The following is a 24,681-nucleotide window of genomic DNA, read 5'->3' on the forward strand; positions in this document are numbered from 1 at the left end:
TGCCGAGGCACACACCTACCGCAATGACCCGCTCGCGGCAGCCTTCAGGCCATCGCCGGAAGGCTGCCGCGGCCGCACTCCCCAGCCGGGGAGTGCTTCCTTTCCGAAAAGGACATACGTGTACGGCAAGAGACCCCTGGGCGGCTTCGTCGCCGCCGCAGTCGTGCTGGGAGCCGCTGTGGCCATCGGCCCGGCCTCCCCCGCCGCGCAGGCGCAGCCGACTCCCGAGGTGGTCATCCCCGGGGTGACCAGCCAGGTTCCCGTCCACAGCTATGTGGTGAACGCGGGCCCGCACGGATATCTGCGTATCGAAGAGGGGCGAGGCGCGATCTGGCGCTCGTACGGGGGCGCCGAGGACGTCGAGGTCGACCCGGCGGCGAAGCCCTGGCCGTCGTACGAGTGGGGCAGCGGCTCCGACGTGGTCGCGCGCCACCAGCAGTCGGCGGGCACCGTCGACCTGCGCGACATGGTCACGGACCAGACCGTGACCGTGCAGCTGCCGGCCGGGCACACCTACATGAGGGCGCTCGGCTGGAACGTCCTGACCCGGACCGGGTCGGGGTCCGAGACCCGCTTCCATGTGCTCGACATGCAGACCGGGCAGCTGCGTGACCGGCTCGTCGAGGGGCTGCCCGAGGGCAACGGCGCGCACGGCCTCGGGGTCGGCGACGCCGATGGGGCGGTGCTCGGCTGGAGCGGCCAGTACTTCTGGCTGGACGTGACGCAGCAGCGCGCGTTCCCCATCGGCGTGGACATGTCGACGACCGTCGGCGAGATGGTCCTGACGCCGGACCGGCTGCTGGTCCGCGGCTACGACAAGGTGTCCGTGTTCCGGCGCGACAACCTGACGCAGCCCGAGCTCGCCCGGCCGCTCACCCGCGACCCGGACAGCCGGCTCCTGGGCCTGGTGGGCAACGAGCTGATCGTCGCCCGGCACGACCCGGCGCTCGGAGTCGGCACCATGGACATGCCCACCTGGCGCGTCGACGCCGAGTCGCTGGACGGCTCGCCGGCCCGCACTGTCCTGGCCCGCACGAAGGACCTCGCGACCGCGACCCCGAGCGGCGGTCTGCTGGTGCACGGCGGACCGAGCCTCTCCGAGTGGGGCGTCCAGCTGATCCAGGCGGACGGCAGCGGGCGGGCCGTGGCCACGCGCGACACCCGCGTCGCGACGCGGACCGTGCCCAACACGGTGAACCGGCTGTCGTACCACCAGGGCCGGCTGACCAGCCTGGAGAGCGTCGCGGCCGTCGGCCGGACCGGCATGTACACGCGCACGGCGGAGCCCGGGAGCGGCACATTCGTCCACGGCGAGCGCCAGGACCGCGGCTGGCTGCCGCCGCTGCCCGACCGGTGCTCCCTCATCGTCTGCCCGAGGGTCGACGAGACCGGCGACGGCCGCATCGTCTACGGCGGCCCGCTGGGCACCGGCCCGAGTGAGGTCGTCGTGCCGATCCACCGGCTGGACGAGGGCCGGCAGCTGCCCGGCACGAAGTTCGACGTCGGCACGCGCTCGCAGGGCATGATCGGCAGCTGGGGCCGCTGGACCGTCGCGTACGCCATGCTGTCCGACGGCTCGCCGGAGACCCGGATCGTGGACACCGACACCGGCCAGGTGGTCCGGAAGCTCCCCGTCCAGCCGAGGTCCCTGTCGGGGACGACACTGTGGGCGCACGGCGAGGGCCACGGGACGATCGTGGGCTACGACGTCAGGACCGGCGAACGCGTGAAGGAGTTGTACCTCTCGGGCTGCTTCGTCGAGGGTGCCGAGTCGGTCGGCCGCTGGCTGCACTGGATCTGCTCCGGGGCGCGGGACGACGAGGGCGTGCTGGACCTGGAGACGGGCGCCGTCACCGGTCTCGGGATCGGCTACGGCAACCGCGCCAAGCTCGGCGACGGCTTCGTCGCCTACCCCCAGGACGGCAAGCTCAAGGTGAAGGACCTGCGTGACGGCGGCACGGTCCACGAGATCGACGCCAACCTGAACGCCATCGATGCGGCGTGGGACATCGACCCGGCGACGAACACCATCGCCTGGGCCGACGGCAAGGGCGCGATCCACCTGGTGGGCAGCGGCGTCGCCACGTCCACGATCACCGTGGCGGACTCCGCCGCCTCTGCTTCCGTCAACCTCAGGAGCAGTGCCTGGCAGCCCCGTTGGTGGCTGTCCGAGCCCGCGGCCTCCTGGACGCTGACGCTGAGGAACAAGGCGACCGGCGCTGTGGTGCGCACGCTCTCGGGCGGCAAGGCGCGTGGCCTGGTGAGCCCCTCGTGGGACGGCAGGGACGCGGCCGGAAAGCTGGTCGCGAACGGCGCCCACACCTGGACGCTGACGGCGAAGCCGGCCGACGGCCAGGGCACGGACGTGAACGCCTCCGGCACGGTGTCGGTCACGGGCGCTTCGCCGGTGCGGCGTGACCTGGTCGGGGACGACGGCTTCGGTGACCTGCTGGTGATGGACTCGACGGGTCTGGTGTCGCTGTACAAGGGCACGGGCACGGGCGGGGTGTCGTCGCGGATCGCGGGTACGGGGGCGAAGTTCGCGACGACCGCGGTGCTTGTGCCGTCGGGCGATGTGAACGGTGACCGCTGCAACGACGTGCTCGTCCGCCTCGGCAACGAGCTGCGCTCCTACCGGCCGGGCTGCGGCAAGGTCGTGTCGGCTTCTTCGCCGTACACGTCGGTCGGTACGGGCTGGGGTCAGTACGACGTGCTGACCTCGCCGGGCGATGTGAACGGCGACGGCTTCACCGATCTGATCGTGCGTCAGACGACGACGGGTGACATGTACTTCTACGCGGGGACGGCGGATCACCGGTTCAAGGGCCGGGTGAAGATCGGCACGAACTGGAAGACGTACAAGAAGATCGTGGGCGCCGGTGACCTGAACGGTGACGGCCGCGGCGATCTGCTCGGCGTGGACGGTTCGGGTGCGCTGTGGCGCTACTACGGGACGGCGACCGGCTCGGTGACGTCCCGCGTGAAACTGGCGGACGCGTGGGGTTCGGCGTACACGACAGTCGTCGGCATGGGTGACATCTCGGGTGACGGCAAGCCGGACGTGGTGGCGCGCGACGCGGCCGGGAAGCTGTTCCGCTTCAGCGGGACGGGGACCGGGACGCTCGCGGCCCGGGTGCAGATCGGGAACAGCGGCTGGGCGGCCTTCAAGGGCCTGTACTGACGTGCTCCCGTCGCGGCCCGGTGAGCACCGGGCCGCGACGGGCCGGGACCGTGACGGGATACCCGATCGGTTCCGGGGATCTCTTTGGCTATGCTCAGGGGTGTTGTGCCGAGGGCCGTTAGCTCAATTGGCAGAGCAGCGGACTTTTAATCCGTTGGTTGTGGGTTCGAGTCCCACACGGCCTACCACTCAGCCCCAGGTCAGAGGCGTTCTGGCCTGGGGCTGCGGATATTCCTGCAGACGTTCCGGGTGCATGCTCAGCCAGTGCTCAGCCGTAGCGCAAATGATCAAGGAGCAAAGAAGCCCCGGCCGACTGCGACGGGGGGGCGCAGACCGGCCGGGGCGTCGGGGTGTGGCTACGCTCAGGTGCGGGCGCGGACCACCAGGGTGCCGATCTTCCGTGGCCCAGGAGGGGCAGGCAGGACGCTCGCCGCGGGTGACTCGAATCCGTGCTCGCGGAGGATCTCCTCCCAGCGCTCGGGCTCGTAGTCCCAGCGCTTCACGACGAGCGGGTCCTCGTCCTCGGAGCGGTTGATGTACGAGGCCTGGCAGCCGTAGCAGCCTTCGACGGCCGGCCGCTGGGAGAACGCGAGGACGCCGCCGGGCTTGAGTCGCTTGCGGATGACGGGCAGCAGCTGCTCGGGGTCGGTGAACCAGGCCGCGCCGTACACGGAGTAGATGGCGTCGAAGCGCTCGCCGGTTTCCTCGAGGAACCGGACGGCGTCCGTGCGGTGCAGCACCAGGCTGGCGTCGGACCAGTGCGCCTCGGCAGCCTTCAGTTGGGCGAGTGAGACGTCGACACCGACGGCACGGGCGCCGAGCGCGGCCACGTGTGCGAGGTTGCCCCCCTTGCCGCAGCCGAGGTCCAGGACGGCGGCGCCGGGCTTGATGCCGAGGAGTTCCGTGCCGGGTCCGTGGTCGGGGTACTGGGTCCAGTTGAACCAGGTGGTCTCACCGGCGGCGTTGACGGGGCGGCGTTCGGGCTTCTGCCGCGCGTAGGTATCCCAGGCGATCGCCGTGTCTGTCACTGCCTGCTCCGCTCGTAGGGCCAGCCGCCCGGCTGGTGACGCCGGACGGCTGGAGTGTCGTACAGGTGGTGCGGGTCTGTCAGCCGCTCTTCGGACTGTCGTGGCATCCGGCGTGGCACTGGTTGCAGTCGGCGGCCGAGCGCCAGAGTTCGGCGTCGACCGTGTACCCGGCGGCCTGGATCGCGCTTACGGTGCGCTCACGCGCCGCCGCCGCGCCGCCCCGCGGCTGTTCGTTCTCGTCGGTGGGAACGTGATGGACGAACCGCCCGACGACCTTCTGGCAGAACAGGGCGTAGTCGACGGTGTGGAGGATCCATGTGTGCCAGCCGATGTCCACGAGCTTGCTCGGCGACAGCTCCTGTCTCGGGCGCTTGGCGCTGGCGGCGAGGAACGCGGCCGCTTGGGCGACGATGCGCCGGGCGAGGGAGAGGGTGATGTCGGGGTGTTCGGCGATGATGCGGGCGGTGAGCCGCTGCATCGTGTCGGCCGGGACGAGGGTGGCCGGGTCGGTGGTGCACGGGACGGTCTAACGCGATGGTCATGTTTCCTCCTGTGTGGACGGTCCCCTGGTGGGGTTGGGCCCGTCCGCGCTGGGACGGAGTGCACCAGCGCGGACGGGAGCCTGAGGGCCGCGGTCAGCGGCGGGTGGGACAGGCTCGGTGGAGGTGGAGTGTGGTACCGCAGCCGGAACCTGACAGCTTGTCGACGACCTCGTAGTCCTCGCCGGGGAGGACTACGAGGTGACAGCGGGCGCAGATCACGGTCGGTCCCTTCGGTCGATCTCGGCCCATACGCTGTCGCCGTCGTCGGTGCGGTCGTGGCCGTACCGGTCGGCGGTGCCGAGGCTGGTGAGGATGGTCGAGCGGGTGACGTTGCTGAGCTCCTGGGGGAGGTTGACCTCGATGCGGATTGCGTTCGGTGTCTCCGTGATGCGCGGTTTGCTGCTGGTTGCGGCGGCAAGCATGCCCGCGAGGGCGACGGCATGTGGAGGCACAGTGGACACAGCTCTCCCCTGGTGATCAGCCGGTCACTTTTAGTGATGCTGAGTATTCAGCTTCGACCTGGGTTGGCTTTGTCAATGTCGACTGCACGACCCCCGGAGCTGCGCATATGCCACGCGAAACGCCTTACCTCCAGGTGGCCGACGCTCTGCGCGCCCGCATCAAGGCAGGCGAATGGGCCGTCGGGGAAAAGCTCCCGTCCCGGGCCCGCTTCGCCGAGGAGTACGGCGTCGGCCAGTCAGTAGCGCAGCGTGCCATGGAGCGCCTCATCATCGAGGGCCTCCTCGAAGGTCGCGCCGGATCCGGTACCTACGTCCGTCGGCCACGGGAGCGTCTGCGGATGGTCCGCTCCCGGCACCGCGAGCGACGCGGCGGCAGCCCGTTCCGGGCAGATATGAAGGAGCAGGGCCGAGCCGGTACATGGGAGTCCAGGTCCCAGGCTCGTACTCCTGCACCCGAGCACATCGCCGAGCGTCTCGCGATCGAACCGGGCGACCCGTGCGTCGTGACCCGGTACGAGTTCCTGGCTGACGGCCAGCCGGTCCAACTGTCCGAGTCCTGGGAGCCGATGGCCATCACGGACGGCACGCCGATCGTGCTTCCGGAGATGGGCCCGCATGCGGGTGCCGGTGTCGTCGAGCGGATGCGCTCGATCGGTGTCCTGATCGAGACGGCGGTCGAGGTTCCGCGCCCTGCCCGCGCGACCCACGAGCAGGCCAACCTCCTCGGCATCAGCGTGGGAGATCTCATCACGGAGATTGAGCGGACGTACTACGACCGTGAGGGCCGGCCGGTGGAGACGGCTGACATCACGGTCGCCGATGTGCGGTGGGAGATCGCCTACGAGATTGGCATCGAGCAGCCGGACGGCTGACCCCCAGACGCACGAATGCGCCCCCTCCCGCTGAGTGGCAGGAGGGGGCGCGGTCGTTCACGGGTACTGGCGTCGGCTCGGATCCAGGGCCAGGGACGAAGGAACCGAAGGCCCTTCGGGCGGGGGCGCGTTGTCGCGCCTGCACACGAGGGCGTCGGGGTCGTTCTTCGCCGGCTGCAGGCTGTACCCATCAGGGCACCGGCCGTCCTTGCCGTCCCGTCCGACTCCGCCGAGCAGATGCGAGTACGTGTCGGACGTGATCGCGATTCCCGAGTGCCCGAGCCGCTTCGGCACGATGGCCATCGCGACGCCGGCCGCGAGCATGAGCGACGCCTGTCCGTGGCGCAGGTCGTGAAGCCGCACGCGGCGTAGGCGGCGGCGCTCGGCGTCCGGCAGGTGTGCGTCGTCCTCGAACCGCACCTCGCCGGCCAAGGCGCAGAACAGCTTGGTCTCCATGCTCGTGGGCCCCCTGGCCCGCGACGGACACGAGACGCCGGGGCAGTCGCCGCCGCTCGACGCGAGCGCATCCGCAGGGAGCCGTCGCAGGGTTTCGTGGGACCGCTGTGCCTGGTTGTGGACGAGCTCGGCCGTCCGTACTCGTACTGCGCCTGCCTGTGGGGCACGTGCCAGGAGAGCAGCTTGGCTGCGAGGCTTCAGCCGCCGCACCGCTCCATGCGGCGGCCACACGCAGCCTCGACCAGGGCTCCGGGATCACCTTCAGTTGACGCCATCGGGCAGTATGGGCGCATGGCCGTCCCAACCTCCCCGGAAAACCGCCCAGTTGACTTGACGGGAGACGCCTGCATCACCTTCACGGCGCCTTTCTACGCGGAAGGGAACCCGCTGGAGCCGAAGGAGGCCTGCACCCTCCCGTCCGGCGACGACCTCGACGGGGCCGGCTTTCTTCTGCGAAGGCCGGTTTCGTTGAGCCCCTTGCTCCAGGGGTCGCTCACCTACGGGCAGCCGACCGTGGACCTGCTCACCACCTTCGTCGGCAGTGACGAGTGGAAGGGCGAACTCCAGCGCCGCCTCAAGGACCTGCTCGCCGCCCGGGCCGGCCAGTCGCTGCTGGACACGGTCGATGTCACAGGCATGGTCTTCCCCGACGGGTACGGCTCCATCGCCGTGACGCTCCACCTTCCCGGGGGGTGGGAACCGCGGCACCGGGAGTCGACACTCGCCGGTCTCGGTCGCGAGGGACGCGAGCCCCTCGCAGCCGAGTTGAGGTCCATGCTGCTGCCGCCCGCACAGCGACTACTGCGCCGCTGCGGGGCCGGTGAAACGGTCGCCATCCCGTACTTCAACCTCACCTATGCGGGGAGCACCGACCACCCCGAGCCCGGCAGGTCCCGCCTCGCCGACGGCATGCGGACGCTGATCTATCCCGACTCACCCATGCCGCTCGCCTCCCACTCGCCCTGGCGCGACGAATTCCTCTTCGCGGGTTACGCCTACAACCTGCTGGCGACGCCCGCCCCGAAGGCCGCAGCCGAGAAGTTCACGCTGCTGCTCCTCATCCTGGACGTGTCCTACATCCGGCTGGCCCGCACCGCCACGGCGGCCGACGACGTGCTGCGCAACCCGAGACACAGCGCCGACACGCGCTGGCTCTCACAGCTTGAACACCGGCTGCGTTCGGAGTACCAGGCGCTGGTCACACCGACGTTCAGCTACGACCATCATGCGCTGAGAACGCGCGATGCCGTGTTGAGGGCCTGGGAGGCGGGCAACCTCCAGAGTCGGGCCGCAGATCTTCTTTCGACGGTCCGGCAGACGGTTGACTTACGGTTGGCCGAGGACCAGGCGCGCCGGATCCGCAGGGTGAACCTCGTGGTGGCGGTCCTGACCGTCCTGTCAGGGGTGGCGACCGCCCAAGCCGCGGTGTCGCTCTACGACCGCTTCTTCGGGTGAAAGGGCAGTGATGACCGAGGCCGATGCAGTGGTATGGGTGGCCGACGGCCTGGCGGCCGAGGGACTGGACTACGGTGACCGGCTCGTGGAGCGGCTGACCGGGCAGGGCCTGCGCGTCCTGCGACGTGATCTGACCACCGCCACCACCAACGATGTGCCCAGCGGGCGCCTGCATGTTCTCTCCGGCGGTTCGACTTCTGTGAACGACCGTTCGGGATGGATGGCCGGGGGGCTGGCCGTCACCCGTTCCCTGATCGAAGCCGCACAGCGCGAAGAGCATGCGGTGGTAGGTGTCTGTCTTGGTTCCCAGATGATCGCCGAAGCACTCTGGCCGGGGCGCGGATCAGTCCGGTCAGCCAGGCGGATCGAGGTTGGCCTCACCGAGATCCGCTGGCGGGAGGACGAGCGGAGTGAAGACGGCGAACAACTGGTCGTCCCGGCGTTCCATTACGAGGAACTCGACCCCGTACCGCTGCTGGAGGGCAACGCCCAGGTGATCGCGGACAACGGCCACTCACCCGTCCAGGGCTACCGGTACGGCCCCCGCATCTTGGGGCTTCAGTTCCATCCCGAGTTCGGGCCCGCCGATGTGCGCCGTATCGTCCTGCACCACCGCCGCACCATCGAGACCTACCACGGCGACTTCCGGGCAGCCCTGGACTCCGTGGACCGTTACGAATCCTCGTGGAGCACCGCTTTGTTCGACCGGCTCGTGCACCGCGTTCTCCAGCACGGCTGACAGCAGTCAAGGGCGGTGCCTCACCGCGGCTCCGGCGGGGTGCTGCCTCGGCCGGCTGCCCTCCAATACGCTCGACCACCTCGCCATCCCGGAAGACCGAGGGGCACGCCCGCGCCCTGCTCAGCAACAACGCCCGCCTCCTGGACGTGCCCGACGACGCCGAGGCGGCCGCGGCCGCGCGCAGGGAACGGTCCTGCCGTGCAGACCGGTCCCCGGCCGGGGAGCCATGCCGTGATTCCAACGTGAGCAGGGCCCCCGGCGGGGTGACGGAGACGTGTCACGTCCAGGACAGGCCGCGCACGTGCGCCGACGTGATGACGGCCGGTGTCGCGTCCGTCGCCGAGGCCGGGAAGTAGACGGCCTCGAAGCGTACTTTCTCGTCCGCGGCGACGGAGCCGGCGTGAGGGAAGTCCAGGAAGCTCGAGCCCGTGGTGGTCAGGCGCTCGATGATCGGGCCGGTCCAGCGCGAGCCGTCGGGGCGCAGGTGGTAGAAGCGGCCCTGGAGAGTCCCGCCCGCGGGGGCCGTCAGGGTCAGGTGCATCGCGCCGGTGTAGCGCACGGCGGACGTGAGCAGGTCCGCCGATCCCACCGGGACGGTCGTCCAGTCGCCGGGGGGCAGCGTCGTGTCGGTGGCGGAGGCGAGATTCCAGTTGTCGGGCATGTCGTCCTCCTCGGACGGCGGGGCGGATGCGAGACGGTCGGCGATGCGCTCGCGCAGGGACGCCATCGTGAACCCGCGCGGATCGACCTTCCCCGGCTGCCACTCGAGGTGGCCGATCACGCTGCGGTGGTTCCAGCCGTGGGCGCGGCAGATCGCGGCGGCCGCCTTCTCGATCGCTTCGAGCTGGGCGGCGGGCCACGGGTCCTTGCCGTCACCGAGGTTGATGCACTCGAAGCCGTAGAAGTGGCGGTTGCCGTCGGTGTTCGCCTCGTCGTCGGGAGGCAGCGCCCTCTCCTCGATCACGGCGCGCAGGACGTCGTCGTCGCCCAGGCCCGCGTGGTTCGCCCGGCCGTTGCCGACCAGGTAGACCACGCCGTCCTTGGCGATGACGCCGTGGCACAGCGGTCCGGGCAGCTGGGAGTGGCCGTTGTAGCAGAGCTCCACCGAGGACTCGGTGCCGGAGGTGACGGTGTGGTGGATCATCACGCCGTGCACCGGGGCCCACGGGCCCACATGATTGCGGTTGTGGGTGCGCCAGTCGCGGTACTCCACCACGCGCAGCCCCTCGTTCCGCAAGGCGGTGAGCAACTGGTCGGCGGACAGCGGTTCGGCCATCGGGTCTCCTCTCGGTGTGCGTCACCGTGTGGTCGCGCAACGATCGGCGATCAATGCTGGGATACCCAACGGCCGTACCGCCCACCCTGGTTGGAGCCGCGTCGCCGACGCCGGTCCTCACGCCTCCGGCACGGTCAGGTCCAGCGCCCTCAGCCGTTCCGGGTCCGTCAGGATGTTGATCTCGACGATCCGGCCGCCGCTCACCGTGAACGCCATCACCGACACCGGCACACCGTCCGTCGCCGCGACCACGCCCGCCGCCCCGTTGACCAGGCACGGGCGGGCCACCTCGGCGAGGCGGGCGAAGGTGATCGCCTGGCCCGCGACCGCCTCGGCGCCGCGGACGAGCGCGCCCGGACGCAGCGCGCCTCCGTCGGAGCGGGCCACCACGTCCGGGTCGAGGACCGCGACGAGGGCCTCGAAGTCGCCGCCCCGCGCCGCCGTGAGGAAGGCTTCGACGGCCTCGCGCTGCCGGCCGAGGTCGGCGTCCGGGACCGGGGCCGCCCCCTGCACCCTGCGGCGGGCCCGGCTCGCGAGCTGGCGCGCGGCCGCCGGGGTACGGCCCACGACGGGAGCGATCGCGTCGAACGGCACCGCGAACATGTCGTGCAGCACGAAGGCGAGCCGTTCCGCCGGGGCCAGCGTTTCCAGCACGACCAGCAGCGCCAGGCCGACCGAGTCGGCGAGCAGGACCTCGTGCTCCGGGTCGAGCGCGTCCGCTCCGGTGACGATCGGCTCGGGCAGACGGGTCTCCATCGGCTCCTCCCGCCGTGACGCACGGGTGCGGAGCATGTCCAGGCAGACCCGGCCGACCACGGTGGTCAGCCAGCCGCCCAGGTTCTCGACGCGTTCGGAGTCGGAGCGGCTCAGTCGCAGCCAGGCCTCCTGGACGGCGTCGTCGGCCTCGGTCAGCGAGCCGAGCATCCGGTACGCGACCGCCCGCAGGTGCGAGCGGTGCTCCTCGAAGCGCTGTGCCAGGAAGTCGTGCTCGTTCATCGTCCGCCCCGTATCCGTTGTCGTCCGCCCTGTCACAGCATTGACGGAGCGCACGGTGCGGATGTGACGGACACCTCGCCACCAGGCCGGATACGCCAGGGCGAGGCCGAAAATGCGGCCGCAGAGGCCGAAAATGTGGCCGGAGGGCTGCCTATGAGGCCGGATCGGCGAGCCGGACCCGTAAATGGAGTGGATCTTGCTCCGGATGGCGTAAGGTGGTGTTCACCGACGCGGGGTGGAGCAGCTCGGTAGCTCGCTGGGCTCATAACCCAGAGGTCGCAGGTTCAAATCCTGTCCCCGCTACTGAAGACGGCGGCCCGGCAATCGATCATCTCGATTGCCGGGCCGCCGTCGTTTCCGGCGTCGTTTCCGGCACCCGTGACCTCGGTTTCTGTGCGGCCGGACGTGGCAAGTCGCCGCGCGCTCCAGGGGCGCGCAGCATGGGAAGTGCGCGGCCACCGCTCCGTGGCCGTGGGCGGAGCGGCAGGGAGAACACCTGTGGGGCGAGAACAGGGCAGCAGGTACGTCGCGCCGTGGTTCGTCCGTCTCCTGCCTGCCGCGATGATCGCCGGCGGCGTCGTCTTCGACCTGCTGACGCCGGCCCGTTTCACCGCGGTGCCGCTCTTCGCCGCGGCCCCGCTCATCGCTGCGCCGATCGTCACCTGGGTCGTGACGCTTCTGACCGGTATCGCCGCCGTCGTGGCCACGACAGGCCTGCACGCCTACAACGCCACCATCGACCAGATCACCGCCGTCACCGAGACGAGCACGGTGCTCACCGTGGCGGCCCTCGCGCTGTTGATCAACGGGGTCGTGACGCGCAGCAGCGCGCGGCTCGCCTCGGCGCGAGTGATCGCCGAGGCCGCGCAGCGCGCCGTGCTGCCCACGCCCGCGGACCGGATCGCCGGTCTGCACATCGCGGCGCGGTACGAGGCGGCGCAGGCGGACGCGTTCATCGGCGGCGACCTCTTCGCGGTGCAGGACACCCCGCACGGGGTGCGGCTGATCGTGGGGGACGTGCGCGGCAAGGGAATGGAGGCGGTGGCGGCCGTCGCCGTGCTGATCGGGGCGTTCCGGGAGGCGGCCGAGCAGGAGACCTCGCTCGAGGGCGTGGCGCGGCGGCTGGAGCGGGCGCTGACGCGTGAGGGCATGCGGCGGGAGGGGCTGGACGCCATCGAGGGGTTCACCACCGCCGTCCTCGGCGAGATCCCGCCCAGCGACGGTGCGGGGCACGGGACCGTACGGCTGGTGAACCGCGGGCATCCCGACCCGATGGTGCTGCACGCCGACGGCGGACTGGACGTGCTGGAGCCGTCCGAGGCCGCGCTGCCCTTGGGCATGGGCGACCTGGCCATGTGGCCGGACCGTGCCGAGGAGTATCCGCTGCCCGCCGGTTCGACGCTGCTGCTGTACACGGACGGCCTGTCCGAGGCGCGTGACGCCCGAGGCGTCTTCTACGACCCGGGGGAACGGCTCCGGGGCAGCGTCTTCCCCGGTCCCGAGGCACTGCTCGACGCGCTGGTCGACGACGTGCGCCGGTACACGGGCGGGGCGTCCACGGACGACATGGCGCTCCTGGCGGTCGGCCGGCCGGGGGCGGGGCAGCCGGAACGGCGGCGGACGGTGCCGGTCGTCTCCGCGGACGGCGCGTCCCGGACGCCTGGGCGGCGCGCGGTGCGTGGTGCGGCCGGCGCCCGCCCGGCGCGGGGGCGCGGCACGCCGACGGCGGGCGGCTGAGCCGCGGGCGCGGCCGGCCGGACTGAGGGGCGCAGCACACAGGGACGGCGAAGGCGTACGGCGCATCCGTACGGTGCGTAGTCGCAAGGTGCCACTGTGCATAACATTTGACGCAACGTCAGAAGGGGACATCGATCTGAAGGGTGATCAAGTCGCCCGATTCCGCCTGCTTCTGTCCTGGTAAGTCCCGGCCACGGTCGTTAACGATCACTCGGAACAGCTTGGAATCGGGCCCCGGCTTCTATTAACGTTCGATAACGCAGCGCGGTCGTCCCAGTCGTCGCAAGAGGCGGCACCGTGCGCACGCGCCGAATCCCGCAAGGGAACCGGGGAACCACCAATTGGGGTGAATCGGGCAACATTTGCCGCTCAGTCCGCGGCCGAGGATGCCCGTAGGAGACCTTCCTGCTCCGAACCCGTCAGCTAACCCGGTAGGCGAGAAGGAAGGAAAGGAGTACGCCTTCGTGGCGTCCAACATGCCTGCCCCCGAGGCCCCGTTCGCGCCCGCTCACTTCGGCGGCGACGCCGCGGAGCGGACGTGGGAGGAATGGAATCCCACCGAGGAATCCGTCCGTCCGCTGCGTGGTCGGCACCGCGTCGTCAAGCAGCGCGGCGGGCTCGCCCGCAGCTCCACCGTCCTCGGCGTCGGCGTCATCGCCGCGGTCGGCGCCGGTGGCATAGCGACCGCCCAGGACAAGCCTGCGGTCTCCATCTCCCTCCCCGACTCGATCGCGGACAACCTCCCCGACGCCAAGTCCCTTCCGGGCGTGGGCTCCCTCATCTCCGACGACGCCGACTCCGAGGGCTCCGAGGCGAACGCGGCCCCGCTCACCGCGACGACCACCGTCGCCGACAACGGGACGGCCGGCGCGGGCGAGGCCCTGCGCGCCCGCATCCTCCAGCAGGCCGAGCAGCAGCGCGCCGAGGCGGACGCCGAGGCGAAGGCCGCCGCCGAGAAGCTGGCCGCCGAGCAGGCCGCCGCCGCGGCCGCGGAGCAGCAGAGCAAGGCCGAGGCCCTGGCTGCCGAGGAGAAGCGGAAGGCCGAGGAGGCCGCGCGGGCCAAGGAAGAGGCGGAGCGCCTCGCCAAGCTCGCCGCGAGCTACGCCCTGCCCACCTCCTCGTACACGATCACTTCCACGTACGGCGAGTCCGGCTCCATGTGGTCCTCCGGTCAGCACACCGGTCTGGACTTCGCCGCTCCCACGGGCACCCCGGTCAAGGCGGTGCACGGCGGCACGATCAAGTCGGCCGGCTGGTCCGGTTCGTACGGCTACCGCATCGTGCTGGAGCTGGAGGACGGCACCGAGGTCTGGTACGCCCACCTGTCGTCGATGACCGCGAGCGCGGGCCAGCAGGTCGCCACCGGCGAGACCATCGGCCGCGTCGGCGCGACCGGCAACGTCACCGGACCGCACCTGCACATGGAGGTGCACACCCCGGGCGGCTCCGGCCTCGACCCGATGGCCTGGCTGCGGGACAAGGGCCTCACGATCTGATCGACGGCAGCGGCCGAAGGCGCGCGGTACGGAGTCTCCGTGCCGCGCGTTCTTGTGTCCGGGCTCTTTCCGTGGCGTGCGTCCTCGGGGCCGCGCGCCGGCGCGGCCCCGAGCATCGCGAGGTCAGCGGCGGTACGGGTTGTAGCCGCCGTAGTCGCGGTGCGGTGGCGGTACGGCGACCCGGCCCGTCGCCCGCGCCGCGTACACGAGCGAGGGCGCGGCCACGTCCCTGCGCCGCCACAGGTGGTGCAGCAGCTCCCGCTCGCGCTCCGCGAAGTCCGGGCCCGCCGCGCCGCGGTGGGCCCGGTGGCGGAGAGAGGCGAGCGACGTCGCGAACGCCTCGTACTCGGAGACCGCGTGTCCCGCGGCCGGTCCGTACGTCCGCCGCGCGTAGTCGCGCGCCATGGTGCGGGCGCGCATCGAGGACAGCGCCTGCGGCTCCGCGGCCGCCAGCCAGCCCGCCGCCGCGTACGCCGGCAACTCGGTCGATATCGTGCGCAGCTCGCGCTGCCGGGTCCATATGGTCAGCCAGGTCAGCAGCCCGAAGGCGGGCACCATGAACGCCGCGTACACCCCGTAGAAACCCCACGGGCCGAACAGCGACGCCGAGCCGTTCCACAGGGCGTGCATGCCCATCGCGAGGGCAAGGCCGAGCAGGGGCAGCGCGATGCGCCGTATTCGGTGGCGGCGCGCGGCGAGTGCGGCGAGGCCGAAACCGATGCCGGTGAGCACCGTGAACAACGGGTGCGCGAACGGCGACATCACGATCCGCACGAAGAACGTCGCCGCGGTGACCGAGGCCAGGCCCGAGGTGCCGAACGTCTGGTCCTCGCCGTAGGCGTTTCCGAGGTACAGGATGTTCTCGGTGAAGGCGAAGCCGGTCGCCGTCACGCCCGCGACCACGACCCCGTCCACGAGGCCGGTGAAGTCCCGCCTTCGGAAGAGGAAGAGGAGCAGGACCGACGCCGCTTTGGCGCTCTCCTCGACGACCGGCGCTATGACCGTCGCGCCCAGGGTGTCGGCGGAAGCGGGATCGGCGGTGGCGGTGGCGATCCAGCGGGTCGCGAAGGTGTTCGCGAGGATCGCGATCAGGGCGGCGGCGAACGCGCCCCAGGCGAAGGCGAACAGCAGATTCCGCCAGGGGCCCGGCTCGACCCGGTCCAGCCAGCGGAACGCCGCCAGCAGCAGCGGCACCGGCAGCGTCGCGAGGCCGAGGCCGACCAGGAAGCCCTGGGTGCCGGTCTGTTCCCGCACGAGCGCGAGGATCACCAGTCCGCACAGCGCGAGCAGCGTGATCAGCACACCCGCCCGGACGGCACGGCTGCGCCACAGGCGGGCGGCACGCATCCGGCGGCGCCGCGCGGTGCTCTGCGGCACGCCGCCGACCGGCCCGCCGCCCTGCTCCTGCCGGCATGGGGGCACCACCGGATGCGGCGGGCGGCTCGCCATCGTGTGCTGCGCGGACGACTGGGACACCTGTCGACCCTAACGAGGGGCACTGACAACTGGCGACGGTGCGGCGACGGTGCGCGGTACGTCACCGCGTCCACGCCGCATCGGTCACGGCCGGTCGGCGAGGGTCCGCGCCGTCACGCCTCCGGCAGCACCCGGCGGAACAACAGGTCGTGGACCTTGTGTCCCTTGTCCAGACCCTGGCCCTCGAAGCGGGTCAGCGGACGGAAGGCGGGACGCGGGGCGTAGCCGCTTTCCGGGACGGTGTTCTCGAAGTCCGGGTGCGCGGTCAGGACGTCGAGCATCTGCTCGGCGTACGGCTCCCAGTCGGTCGCGCAGTGCAGGACGGCACCGGGCCGGAGCCGCTGGGCGGCCAGCGTCAGGAACTCCGGCTGGATCAGCCGCCGCTTGTGGTGGCGCTTCTTGGGCCAGGGGTCCGGGAAGTAGACGCGCAGGCCGTCGAGCGAACGGGGCGGCAGCATCTCGCGCAGCAGGATGATGGCGTCGCCGTTGGCGACCCGCACGTTGGTCAGGCCGTTCCGCTCGGCGAGGCCGAGCAGGTTGCCCTGGCCGGGCGTGTGCACGTCGACGGCGAGGATGCCGGTGTCCGGATCGTCGGCGGCCATCTGCGCGGTGGCCTCGCCCATCCCGAACCCGATCTCCAGGACGACCGGCAGCCCGCCGAACATCTCGTCGAGGTCGAGCACCCGGTGCCCGTCGATGTCGAGCCCCCACACCGGCCACAGCCGTTGCAGCGCGTCGCCCTGCCCGGCGGTCACCCGGCTGCGGCGCGGCTGGAAGCTGCGGATGCGCCGCTCATGATGAGACCCGGCCGGATCGGCGGCGGGCCCGCCGGGGAAACGCGGCTCGCCCTTGGCGCGGATCACCGGGCGCGGGGTGTCGGGGGTGGTGTTTCGAGACTCAGACACAATGCCTCGATTCTACGAGGCCGGGCACGGGGCCCTGCCGCGTCGGGGCTCGGGGCCCGTCCCGCCCTGCCGCGTCCGAGCTCGGGAGCCGCCCGGCTCTGCGCTGCCGCGTCGGCGCTCGAGGCTCGCCCGTCCCGACCTGCCGCGTCAGCGCCCGGGAGCCCGCTCCGGCGCGCCCGTGGGGTGGACCCGGTCCTCCTTCAGGGCCTCGAGCGCCCGGCGGGCCACCTCGCGGCCGATCGGCAGGGACGCCGTAGCCGCCGGAGAGGGGGCGTTCAGCACGTGGACCGTCCGCGGCGCCTCGCGGATCAGGAAGTCGTCGGCCAGTGTCCCGTCCCGCAGCACCGCCTGGGCACGGACTCCGGCCGGGGCGGGGCGCAGGTCGTCCTCGGTCACGGCCGGGAGCAGCCGGCGCACCGCCTGCGTGAAGGCGTGCTTGGACAGGGAGCGGTGCAGCTCGCCCGCGCCGTAACGCCAGTGCCGGCGGGCGATCTGCCAGGACCCCGGCCACCGCAGGGTCTCCGCGAGCTCCAGGGGACGCACGGCCGACCAGGTGTAGCCCTCGCGAGCCAGAGCCGGGACCGCGTTGGGACCGACGTGGACGCCGCCGTCGATACCGCGGGTCAGATGCACCCCGAGGAACGGGAACGCCGGGTCCGGCACCGGATAGACCAGGCCGCGGACGAGGCCGGGGCGGGTCAGCTCGTAGTACTCCCCACGGAAGGGGACGATCCGCATCCGCGGGTCGTCGCCCGCGAGCCTCGCCACCCGGTCGCAGTGCAGCCCCGCGCAGTTCACCAGGGCCCGCGCGCGCACCACCGTCCCCGAAGCCGTGCGCACCGCGACGCCCCACGGCCGGCGGTCGACGGCGGTGACCTCCTCGCCGTACCGCACGTCGGCGTCGGACGCCCGCGCGAGCTGCGCCGCGACCGCGCCGTAGTCGCACACGCCGGTGGTGCCGACGTGGATCGCGGCGAGGCCGCGCACCTCGGGCTCGTACTCGGCGATCTGCGCGGGGCCCAGCTCGCGCACGGGGATGCCGTTCTCCCGGCCGCGCTGGACGAGGGCGTGCAGCCGCGGCAGCTCCTCGCGCTCCGTGGCGACGATCAGCTTTCCCGTGACCTGGTGGTCGATGCCGTACTCCGCGCAGAACTTGACCATCTCGGCCGCGCCGCGCACCGCGAATCGGGCCTTCAGGGAGCCGGGCCGGTAGTAGATGCCGCTGTGGATCACGCCGCTGTTGCGCCCGGTCTGGTGGCGGGCAGGCCCCTGCTCCTTCTCCAGGACCGTCACCCGGGTCCCGGGCGCCGAACGCGTGAGGGCATACGCCGCCGACAGGCCGACGATCCCGCCGCCCACCACCAGCACGTCGCAGTCGAAGCTCCGCCCGGACGCCGTCACCGCGTCACCTCCCACCCCGATAGTGCACTGGCCCGCCGACAATGCGCTTAAACCAGCGTGGACCGAGGGGCGCGCGTCATCATGCTCACATCCGTTCCGGCCGGACCGTCCGCCGTCCCGACCCGTCGCGGACGCTGCCGTCGCCCGAGGGCCGGCCGTCTATGCCGGCGCCGCCAGCAGCGGGCGGGCCCTCTCCCGCAGCTCCATCACCCGGGGCTCGTCGCCGTACGGCTCGAGGCGGTGCAGCAGGTCCCGTACGTACTCGGTGGTGCGCGCCGAGGAGATCCGGCCCGCGACCTCCACCGCGCGCGTGCCCGCCGCGCAGGCCGCGTCCAGATTCCCCGACTCCAGCTCGGCCACCGCCGAGACGACCAGGCGTAAGCCGTGGGAGCGGACGAATTCCTCCGTCGGCCGCGACAGGGCCTGCTCGGTGAAGCGGCGCACCTGGCGGGGTGCCTTCAGGTCCCGGTAGCACTCGGCGGCGTCGGCGGCGAAGCGGTCGTAGGAGTAGAAGCCGAGCCACGACGGGTCCGCGTCGCCCTCGCGGGAACGTTCCAGCCAGCCCTCGGCGGCCTTCAGAGACTGGCCGGCCGCCGCGGCGTCGTTCGCCTTGGCGTGCGCACGCGCCTCCACCAGCCGGAAGAAGCTCATCGTCCGGGCGGTGGCGAGGCCGCGATTGCGCTCCAGCGCGGCCTGCGCGAGGTCGACGCCCTCGTCGGCGAAGCCCCGGTAGGTCGCCTGCAGCGACATCGAGGCGAGCACGTAGCCGCCCAGCGGCACGTCGGCCGCGGCCCGGGCGAGCCGGAGCGCCTGGATGTAGTAGCGCTGCGCCGCCTCCTGCTGGCCGGTGTCGAACGCCATCCACCCCGCCAGCCGCGTCAGCTCGGCGGTGGCGCCGAACAGGGCGCGGCCCACCTCGTCCGAGTACGAACCGAGGAGCAGCGGGGCCGCGTCCACACGCAGGCACTCGGGGACCATCGACGAACGCCAGTCCCCGCCGCCGTACTTGGAGTCCCAGCGTCGCGCGTCCTCCGCCGCCTCGCGCAGCTTGGCCACATCGCTGTGGCCGACGCGCACAGGGATGTCCGTGCCCTCCGGCGCTTCGGGGGCGGCCGGTGCGGATCCGCCGGCGGGGGCGGCCTGTCCGGCACGCGCGGAGGCGCCGACGAGCCGCTCGACCGACGGGTCCGCGGGGGTTATCAGCCAGCGCGAGGCGGGAGTCGCGTACGCGCTCACCGCGAACGAACCGGCCAGCGACTGCCAGATGCCCCCGCCGCCCGCCCGCCGGCCCGCGAGGTCCAGGCGGTACAGCTCGGTGGCCGATTTCACCGCCTCGCCCACGTCCCGGGGGAAGGCCAGACCGACCTCGGGCGCCGGGTCCGCGTCCGCCAGGCCGATCTCGTGCAGCGGCACCGGCCGGCCCAGCTTGGCCCCGATGGCGGCGGCGATGAGGTGGGGCGCGGAGCCCTGCGGCACCATGCCCTTGGAGACCCACCGCGCCACCGACGTCTTGTCGTAGCGGAGGGTCAGACCGCGCTGCGCCCCCAGGTCGTTGACCCGCCGGGCGAGGCCGGCGTTGCTGATTCCCGCGAGGGCGAGAACGGTGCCGAGCTTTTCGTTCGGCCCGCGTTGCTCCCTGGACATGCGCCACCCCTCGACACACAGACAGCTGCCGTGACGCCTTCGGCGCACGGCATTCGTGCTGTGTCCTCCCGGTTCGCACACCCCCGCGTCCGGGCGGTCCCGGCCGCAAAAGCAGGTGGCCGAGCCCTTCGGAATATGCGCTCCTGCCGAGGACAGCAGTAAACCCAGCGTAGTTCGCCACATCCCTACCGTTAAGAGGCGGTGTGCCGTATGGCGGGATTGTTGTGCGGGCGGGAGTACGCCATCGGCCGCCGTGCTCCCGCCGTGTGGTCGTGCGCCCGTGCGTGCGCTCTGGCCGAGGATGTTCGGGAGCGCTTCCATGAGTACCGCGTGGGTCGGCCCACTGCGTACTGGAAACCAGTGGGCTGGGGGACACTGCCGCCTCGATTCCCCGCGGGCGGCGGACCGGTCCGGGAGGCGAACTCCGCCTCCCGGGCTGGAGGTTGGGCCCTGGGACGCCCGCCGAGAATGGCCGAATGCCGTCTGTGCCGGAGGGGCCCCGAAATCACCGGACGACCCCCTGCGACACCTCGGCCGGCCTCCTGGCGGCCGCTGAATCGCCCATGCCACAGGCGAGTTCACTTTTTGCGCGCGCTACCGGAGCCCCATCCCCCGCGCCTCCTTCGTGGCAGCATGTTCCCGAACGGCTTCGGGAATCGTGGAGGCGGGGATGCGGTGGCTGGTGGGGTGGAGCAGTATCGCCGCGCACTTCGGCATGGCCGGGGCCGACAGAGCCCTTGACGGCCTTGACGATCTCGACGGCGACGGCCGCACCGTCCACCCCGTCGGAGCCCAACTGCTGTGGGGAGACCCCGATCCGCTGTGGGCGGTCGGTGACTGGCGGCCCGACGAGGTACGCGTCGTCACGGCCGAACCGCCCGCGCGTTCCGTCCCCGGCGGGGGCGCGAACCCGCCCGCGGTCACCCGGCTCGCCGTCCTCGGCTGCTGCGCCGCAAGCGACGAACAGCTGCGGGTCGGGCTGTTCGCGGCGCGCGGCGGCGCACTGAGGCATCTGACCGCATGGGCCGGCAGCTACACGGTCGTGGTCCAGGCCGGGCGCCGCATCACCGTCGTGGGTGACCTCGCGGGCGCCCGGCCCGTCTTCTACACCCCCTGGGCCGGCGGCACCGCGTACGCCACCGCCGCGCTCCCGCTCGCCGACCTGATCGAGGCCCAGCTCGACATCGGGCACCTGGCCGCCCTGCTCGCCTGCCCCGAGACTCCGGAGGCACTGCGCGACTCCACCCCGTACGCGGGGGTCAAGCGCATCCCGCCCGGACACGCGCTGATCCTGCGGGAGGGCTCACGGGAGATCACCGGGTACGAGCCGGTGGCCTCCCTGGCCGTCGCCGGGCCGCAGATCGACCCGGCCAAGGCGGTCGACGGGGTGCGGGACGCGCTGGTCGATGCCGTACGGGCGAGGCTCACCGCCCCGCGGCACGCACCGGAGACCCTGCCGCCCGACCCGGGCCCCGTGCCGGGCATGGGGCCCGCCGAACGCCGCGCCGCGCGAGGGGCGCCCGCTCCCGGCATCGGCGCCGACCTGTCCGGGGGCAGCGCCTCCAGCACGCTGGCGCTGCTGGCCGCCGGGCTGCCCGGCGTGCCCGGCACCGTGCTGGGGCACGGGACGGGCGCGGGCGAGCGGCTGCTCGCCGTCACCTTCAACGACCTGGTCACCAGCGGACGCGAGGCCCGCGAACCGGAGCTGGAACGCGCCCGCGCCATCGCAGCCAATCCGCGGCTGCATCACATCGTCGTCGCGGCAGGGGAGGAGTCCCTCCCGTACGCCGGACTCGACGCGGGGCCGCTCACGGACGAGCCGGCGCCCGCCCTGGTGACGGCCGAACGGCACCGCAGCCGGCTCGCGGCCGGCAGCGCCGACCACTTCACCGGGGCGGGCGCACGGCAGGTGCTGGACGCGCATCCGGCGCGGCTCGCGGATCTGCTGATGGACCGGCGCCGACGCCATCTGCTGCGGCCGGTCACCGCACTGGCCCGGGCCGACGGGGCCTCGCCGCAGTCGCTGTTCGTGCCGCTCACCGTGTACCGGGCGGCGCGGCGCCTGGCCCGTACGCCCTACCGTGCCGGTCTCGAAGCCGCTGCCGACCGGCTGCTCTCCGCGAACCGCGCGGGCGCGGTCGGTCTCAACGGCGCGGTGGGCGCCTCGCTCGCCGCCCTGAACTGGGCCCGGCCCGGCCCGGCGGCTCGCTGGCTGACCGGCGAGGCGCTGGCTGAAGTATCGGTTCGCCTGATGGAGGCGGCGACGCGGCCGATGTCCGTGCAGCGGCCCGGCGAGGCCCGGGCCCGGGCGGCGCTCAGCCGCCATGCGGCGGACCAGCGCATCCTGGAACAGGCCGCCGAGATCCGCAGCCAGCGGCTGCACGCCCCCTTCCTCGACAACCAGGTCGTACGCGCCAGCCGCGACCTCCCCGAATCGCTGCGGGTCCAGCCGGGGGCGCGGGCATCGGTGCTGCGCACGGTCCTCGCGGGGGCCGGTATCCACGACCTCCCGCCGGGCTGGGGCGCCACGACGCACGCCTCGCACACCGCGACGGCGGCGGCACGCACCGGTCTGCGGGCCGCGCTCCCGCATCTGATGGCCCTGTTCGACGCCCCGCTGCTCGCGGACGCGGGCCTGGTGGAGGCCCGTGTCGTCCGCAAGGCGCTGCGGGCCGCCTCGGAAGGCGAACCCGTCCCGCTGGACGGCCTGGCCGACCTGGTGTCCACGGAACTGTGGCTGCGCCGGCTCCTGTCCCGCCGCGGCACCTGCTGGACGGGCACGGCGGCGCCCCGCCGCCGCGCGGTGGCCGGGGGCGTCCCCAAACGCCGGACGCTCCAGGCGTAGAGCCGGGCCACGACGCACGGGTCGAGGGGCATGCGCGCCCCGAGGGCGTGCCGAACCGGCCGGGCGAGCGCGGTCCGGCCCTGCCTAGCGGCAACTGATCCGGGACTCCGCCCAGTCCGCCGGCGCAGCCGTCCCCGACGGGTCCTCCGGCTCCACGACCAGGCGCAGCGTCCTGTGGCCGGCGAGCGGCACGTGGACCGGCACCGCCGCGTCGCCGCGGCCGAGAGCGGCCGAGCGCCAGAGCCGGACGCCGCCCCCGTACACCGAGAAGCGCACCGGGCGCACACCCGGCGTCAGGTCGTCGACGCCGACGAACGCGTCATAGGCCGTGCACGCGCGGTTGAGGTCGATGGTGACGGACGACTTGCCGTGCACCGTCACCCCGTGCCCGTACTGCTTGCCGCCGATCGACATGTCAGAGCGCTTCCACATCCAGCTGCTCTCGTTGTGCCGCACCTCGGGACCGGTGTGGTCGCCGAAGATGTCGTAGTCCAGGCGGTTGACCTGGTAGACCTCCGCCTTCTGGGGAGGCGGCGTGGGCTTCGGTGTCGGTGTCGGTGTCGGTGAGGGGGTCGGCGTCGGCGTGAGGGGCGGGGTGGGGGTCGGGGTGGGCTTCGGCTCGGCGGGGTGCGGCGTCGGCGTGGGAGTGGGGCTCGGCGTCGACTTCGGGCCGGCCTCGGCCGACGGCGGAACGGGCGCGGGCGGCGTCGCCGGCGGCTCCGGCTTCGGCTGGGGCGCGGGCGGCTCCGGCGCGACGGGCCGGGAGGTTGGGGGCTTGGCCATGGGCTCGGGCGCGGGCTCGCGGTCGACCGACATGGCCCACACCAGCCCGGCCGTCGCGGCGACAGCCACAGCCGCCGCCATAGCCTTCGCGGGCGCGCCGAGTCCCTGTGCGGCTGCCCCGCCCGACGTGCCCGACGTGCCCGACACGCCCGACGTGGCGGCCGCGGCAGCACCGGCCCCCGCTGTGCCGCCGGCGACGATCCCGGCTGCCTTGAGGGAGTACCCGGCGGCGAACCAGCCGATGACCGCGATCGGCAGCAGCGCAGGAATGCCCGCGTTCACATGGGCGAGCTCACCGGCGGCCAGACGGCACTTGACACACTCGTCCAGGTGCTTGCTCAGACCCCGCTCCGCCCGCACCCGCAGCCCTCCGCGGGCGTACGCGCCCAGCCGGTCCGCGTACCGGGCGCAGTCGCCGCCCGCGGTGAGCGCCGTGCTCACATGGGCCTGGAGATACGCCTGCTTGAGGCCCTCCCTGGCCCGGCTCGCCAGCACCGCCGTCGCGTTGGCGGTCAGGCCGAAGAGGGGCGCGACGTCGCTCGGCGACTCCTCCTCCACTGTCGTGTGCCACAGCACCGCCTGCCAGCGCTCCGGCAGGGACCGGAAGGCCTGCATGGCGAGCGACTGCTCGGCCTCGTGCATCGCGCGCACGTCCGCCCCGACGTCGAGCGTGTCGCCCGTCGCCGAGTCCGTGCTGCGCGCCGCCTCCGCGGCGAACACCGCGAAGTCGTCGACCAGTTGCTCCCGCTTCGCCGTCTTCGTCCAGGCGGCGGCGACCCGGCGGACGGTGGTGAGCAGGTACGCCCGCACCGCCTGCTCCGGCCCGGCCCCGCCGCGCACCGCCTGCAGGGTCCGAGCGAAGACCTCGGCCGTCAGGTCGTCCGCGGTGTGCGCGTCGCGGCAGCACGTGTGCGCGTACCGCCGGACGGCCTCGCAGTGGCGGCGGAACAGCTCCTCGTAGGCGCCGTCGTCACCGTCCCGCATGCGCCGGAGCAGCTCGGCGTCCGCAGACGCAAGCTGGCGCGGCGGCGGCAGCACCGAACCGGCGCTGCGGTCCCGCTGCTGCGGAACGGCGTACTTTGCCGCCTCCACGTCCGCCGGATCCGGCTCGTGAGCCGCACCGGTGTTCGCGCCGTCCGGCCCGTCGGCACGCGGGCGCGGCACGCCGGACGAGCCGTTCCGTCCGCCCTGGCTGGGCACCTGCCGTGGCGGTCCGGCCGTCCCGGAACTCCCACCGCCGAGTGACTCGTCCTGATGGTCACCGCTCATCGCGGAAGCCCCCGTAAGCACTTCGGACCCGAATTACCGGGCAAGCGTGCCACAGGGCGCCTGTACGCCGAACTCTTATGCGCCGCAACCACTCGTCCGGGGCGACTTCCCCGAACAGC

18 protein-coding genes, 2 tRNA genes and 1 riboswitch are annotated in these 24,681 nt (G+C 72.4%); of the genes, 9 read left to right on the forward strand and 11 right to left on the reverse strand.

The window, feature by feature from the left end; all coding sequences use genetic code 11:
• The first annotated feature begins 118 nt into the window (after window positions 1-118).
• Both QFZ82_RS21425 and QFZ82_RS21430 read left to right on the forward strand, forming a co-directional pair.
• Entirely contained in the window at window positions 119-3,181 is a 3,063-nt protein-coding gene (locus QFZ82_RS21425) for an FG-GAP-like repeat-containing protein (RefSeq protein WP_307714685.1), read from the forward strand.
• Between the two features lie 112 nt (window positions 3,182-3,293).
• Window positions 3,294-3,369 (forward strand) — tRNA-Lys (locus QFZ82_RS21430).
• A 174-nt stretch (window positions 3,370-3,543) separates the two neighbouring features.
• Here QFZ82_RS21430 and QFZ82_RS21435 read toward each other — a convergent pair.
• The 3 genes from QFZ82_RS21435 to QFZ82_RS21445 form a co-directional block, all read right to left on the reverse strand.
• Window positions 3,544-4,209 (reverse strand): bifunctional 2-polyprenyl-6-hydroxyphenol methylase/3-demethylubiquinol 3-O-methyltransferase UbiG, encoded by a 666-nt coding sequence (locus QFZ82_RS21435; RefSeq protein WP_307714686.1) that lies wholly within the window; start codon window positions 4,207-4,209, stop codon window positions 3,544-3,546.
• 79 nt (window positions 4,210-4,288) lie between these two features.
• Window positions 4,289-4,687, reverse strand: a complete 399-nt coding sequence (locus QFZ82_RS21440; RefSeq protein WP_307714687.1) for a hypothetical protein — start codon at window positions 4,685-4,687, stop codon at window positions 4,289-4,291.
• 279 nt (window positions 4,688-4,966) lie between these two features.
• Entirely contained in the window at window positions 4,967-5,212 is a 246-nt protein-coding gene (locus tag QFZ82_RS21445) for a hypothetical protein (protein WP_307714688.1), read from the reverse strand.
• A 107-nt stretch (window positions 5,213-5,319) separates the two neighbouring features.
• Between QFZ82_RS21445 and QFZ82_RS21450 the strand changes: the two genes are divergently transcribed.
• The gene (locus QFZ82_RS21450) at window positions 5,320-6,084 is read left to right on the forward strand and encodes a GntR family transcriptional regulator (RefSeq protein ID WP_307714689.1); all 765 of its coding nucleotides are present in this window, start codon (window positions 5,320-5,322) and stop codon (window positions 6,082-6,084) included.
• Between the two features lie 57 nt (window positions 6,085-6,141).
• On the opposite strand, the gene QFZ82_RS21455 is transcribed toward QFZ82_RS21450, so the two are convergent.
• Window positions 6,142-6,540, reverse strand: a complete 399-nt coding sequence (locus QFZ82_RS21455; RefSeq protein ID WP_307714690.1) for a tyrosine-type recombinase/integrase — start codon at window positions 6,538-6,540, stop codon at window positions 6,142-6,144.
• A gap of 468 nt (window positions 6,541-7,008) precedes the next feature.
• On the opposite strand from QFZ82_RS21455, the gene QFZ82_RS21460 reads away from it, so the two are divergent.
• Window positions 7,009-7,995, forward strand: a complete 987-nt coding sequence (locus QFZ82_RS21460) for a hypothetical protein (RefSeq protein ID WP_307714691.1) — start codon at window positions 7,009-7,011, stop codon at window positions 7,993-7,995.
• 10 nt (window positions 7,996-8,005) lie between these two features.
• Entirely contained in the window at window positions 8,006-8,734 is a 729-nt protein-coding gene (locus tag QFZ82_RS21465; RefSeq protein ID WP_307717796.1) for a type 1 glutamine amidotransferase, read from the forward strand.
• A 277-nt stretch (window positions 8,735-9,011) separates the two neighbouring features.
• Here QFZ82_RS21465 and QFZ82_RS21475 read toward each other — a convergent pair whose 3' ends face one another.
• Complete coding sequence (locus tag QFZ82_RS21475; protein ID WP_307714692.1) at window positions 9,012-10,010, reverse strand: peptidoglycan recognition family protein; 999 nt, start codon at window positions 10,008-10,010, stop codon at window positions 9,012-9,014.
• A 117-nt stretch (window positions 10,011-10,127) separates the two neighbouring features.
• Window positions 10,128-11,006 carry an RNA polymerase sigma factor SigJ gene (gene sigJ, locus QFZ82_RS21480; RefSeq protein WP_307714693.1) on the reverse strand — a complete coding sequence of 293 codons (879 nt, stop codon included), beginning with the start codon at window positions 11,004-11,006 and terminating at the stop codon, window positions 10,128-10,130.
• Window positions 11,007-11,235: 229 nt separating this feature from the next.
• On the opposite strand from sigJ, the gene QFZ82_RS21485 reads away from it, so the two are divergent.
• The 3 genes from QFZ82_RS21485 to QFZ82_RS21495 all read left to right on the forward strand — a co-directional run bounded on the left by QFZ82_RS21485 (window position 11,236) and on the right by QFZ82_RS21495 (window position 14,239).
• Window positions 11,236-11,309, forward strand: a tRNA-Met gene (locus QFZ82_RS21485).
• Between the two features lie 258 nt (window positions 11,310-11,567).
• On the forward strand, window positions 11,568-12,743 hold the full coding sequence (locus tag QFZ82_RS21490; RefSeq protein ID WP_307717797.1) for a PP2C family protein-serine/threonine phosphatase: 1,176 nt from the start codon (window positions 11,568-11,570) through the stop codon (window positions 12,741-12,743).
• Between the two features lie 296 nt (window positions 12,744-13,039).
• Window positions 13,040-13,196, forward strand: a riboswitch (cyclic di-AMP (ydaO/yuaA leader).
• Window positions 13,197-13,207: 11 nt separating this feature from the next.
• A complete protein-coding gene (locus QFZ82_RS21495) occupies window positions 13,208-14,239 on the forward strand; it encodes a M23 family metallopeptidase (protein ID WP_307714694.1) in 1,032 nt (343 codons plus the stop codon).
• Window positions 14,240-14,362: 123 nt separating this feature from the next.
• Here QFZ82_RS21495 and QFZ82_RS21500 read toward each other — a convergent pair whose 3' ends face one another.
• The 4 genes from QFZ82_RS21500 to QFZ82_RS21515 all read right to left on the reverse strand — a co-directional run bounded on the left by QFZ82_RS21500 (window position 14,363) and on the right by QFZ82_RS21515 (window position 19,665).
• A complete protein-coding gene (locus tag QFZ82_RS21500) occupies window positions 14,363-15,715 on the reverse strand; it encodes a PrsW family intramembrane metalloprotease (RefSeq protein ID WP_307714695.1) in 1,353 nt (450 codons plus the stop codon).
• A gap of 113 nt (window positions 15,716-15,828) precedes the next feature.
• A complete protein-coding gene (trmB, locus tag QFZ82_RS21505; RefSeq protein ID WP_307714696.1) occupies window positions 15,829-16,620 on the reverse strand; it encodes a tRNA (guanosine(46)-N7)-methyltransferase TrmB in 792 nt (263 codons plus the stop codon).
• A gap of 147 nt (window positions 16,621-16,767) precedes the next feature.
• The gene (gene lhgO, locus QFZ82_RS21510) at window positions 16,768-18,021 is read right to left on the reverse strand and encodes an L-2-hydroxyglutarate oxidase (RefSeq protein ID WP_307714697.1); all 1,254 of its coding nucleotides are present in this window, start codon (window positions 18,019-18,021) and stop codon (window positions 16,768-16,770) included.
• A gap of 159 nt (window positions 18,022-18,180) precedes the next feature.
• Window positions 18,181-19,665 (reverse strand): MFS transporter, encoded by a 1,485-nt coding sequence (locus QFZ82_RS21515; protein ID WP_307714698.1) that lies wholly within the window; start codon window positions 19,663-19,665, stop codon window positions 18,181-18,183.
• A 670-nt stretch (window positions 19,666-20,335) separates the two neighbouring features.
• On the opposite strand from QFZ82_RS21515, the gene QFZ82_RS21520 reads away from it, so the two are divergent.
• Complete coding sequence (locus tag QFZ82_RS21520; RefSeq protein WP_307714699.1) at window positions 20,336-22,510, forward strand: asparagine synthase-related protein; 2,175 nt, start codon at window positions 20,336-20,338, stop codon at window positions 22,508-22,510.
• 84 nt (window positions 22,511-22,594) lie between these two features.
• On the opposite strand, the gene QFZ82_RS21525 is transcribed toward QFZ82_RS21520, so the two are convergent.
• Entirely contained in the window at window positions 22,595-24,562 is a 1,968-nt protein-coding gene (locus QFZ82_RS21525; protein WP_307714700.1) for a sigma-70 family RNA polymerase sigma factor, read from the reverse strand.
• Between the last annotated feature and the right edge of the window lie 119 nt (window positions 24,563-24,681).

Source organism: Streptomyces sp. V4I23 (assembly GCF_030817975.1).
Taxonomy (GTDB): domain Bacteria; phylum Actinomycetota; class Actinomycetes; order Streptomycetales; family Streptomycetaceae; genus Streptomyces.